The following is a 1571-nucleotide window of genomic DNA, read 5'->3' as shown; positions in this document are numbered from 1 at the left end:
CGCAAGATCGCCATCGCCCGCAAGCGGGCTCCTACGGGGTTTGTGTTGCCAATAAATGGCCAATAAAAAGCCCCGTCACAATGGACGGGGCTTTTTGTGTGCAGCGGGCGGTGCTTAGAACACCACGCCTTGGCTGCGCAGGTAGTCGTCGTAGGTGCCGCTGAAGTCGATCACGCCGGTGGCGCTCAACTCGATGATGCGAGTGGCCAGGGACGACACGAACTCACGGTCGTGGCTGACGAAGATCAGCGTGCCCGGGTAGTTCTCCAGCGCCAGGTTCAGCGCTTCGATGGATTCCATGTCCAAGTGGTTGGTCGGTTCGTCCATGATCAGCACGTTCGGCTTTTGCAGGATCAGCTTGCCGAACAGCATGCGGCCTTGCTCACCACCGGAAATCACCTTCACCGACTTCTGGATCTCGTCGTTGGAGAACAGCATGCGGCCCAGGGTGCCACGGATCATCTGCTCGCCTTGGGTCCACTGGCCCATCCAGTCGAACAGCGTCACGTCGTCTTCGAAGTCATGGGCGTGGTCCTGGGCGTAGTAACCCAGTTCCGCGGCGTCGGTCCACTTGACGCTACCGGCATCCGGAGTCAGTTCGTTGACCAGGGTGCGCAGCAGGGTGGTCTTGCCGATACCGTTCGGGCCGATGATCGCTACGCGCTCGCCGGCTTCAACCTGGAAGCTGAAGTCCTTGAACAGTGGCTTGCCGTCGAAGCCCTTGGCCATTTTTTCGACCATGACGGCCTGACGGTGCAGCTTTTTGTTCTGCTCGAAACGGATGAACGGGCTCACACGGCTCGAAGGCTTGACCTCGGCCAGTTGGATCTTGTCGATCGCCTTGGCGCGGGAAGTGGCCTGCTTGGCTTTCGAGGCGTTGGCCGAGAAGCGGCTGACGAAGGATTGCAGCTCGGAGATCTGCGCCTTCTTCTTGGCGTTGTCCGACAGCAGTTGCTCGCGGGACTGGGTCGCCACGGTCATGTACTCGTCGTAGTTGCCCGGGAACAGGCGCAGCTCGCCGTAGTCCAGGTCAGCCATGTGGGTGCACACGCTGTTCAGGAAGTGACGGTCGTGAGAGATGATGATCATCAGGCTGGAGCGCTGGGTCAGGATGTTTTCCAGCCAGCGGATGGTGTTGATGTCCAGGTGGTTGGTCGGTTCGTCGAGCAACAGCACTTCCGGGTCGGAGAACAGCGCCTGGGCCAGCAAGACGCGCAGTTTCCAGCCTGGGGACACTTCGCTCATCGGGCCAAAGTGCTGTTCCAGCGGGATACCCAGGCCCAGCAGCAATTCACCGGCACGGGATTCGGCGGTGTAGCCGTCCATCTCGGCGAATTCGGTTTCCAGCTCGGCCACGGCCATGCCGTCTTCTTCGCTCATTTCCGGTAGCGAGTAGATGCGGTCGCGTTCGGCCTTGACCTTCCACAGCTCTTCGTGACCCATGATCACGGTGTCGAGTACGGTGAATTCTTCGTAGGCAAACTGGTCCTGACGCAGTTTACCCAGGCGAACATTGGGCTCCAGCATGACCTGGCCGCCGGACGGATCTAGGTCGCCGCCGAGGATTTTCA

The 1571-nt window shown here is 60.2% G+C and carries 1 protein-coding gene; it reads right to left on the bottom strand.

The genetic code is table 11. From position 1 onward, the window contains the following. Positions 1-114: 114 nt before the first annotated feature. On the bottom strand, positions 115-1571 hold a 1457-nt coding region (locus HX803_RS32360; RefSeq protein ID WP_178926112.1), incomplete at its 5' end, for an ABC-F family ATPase.

It is taken from the genome of Pseudomonas sp. P7548, assembly GCF_013386585.1.
In the GTDB taxonomy this organism is placed as follows: Bacteria; Pseudomonadota; Gammaproteobacteria; order Pseudomonadales; family Pseudomonadaceae; genus Aquipseudomonas.
This window is presented reverse-complemented; position numbering and strand designations above follow the sequence as displayed.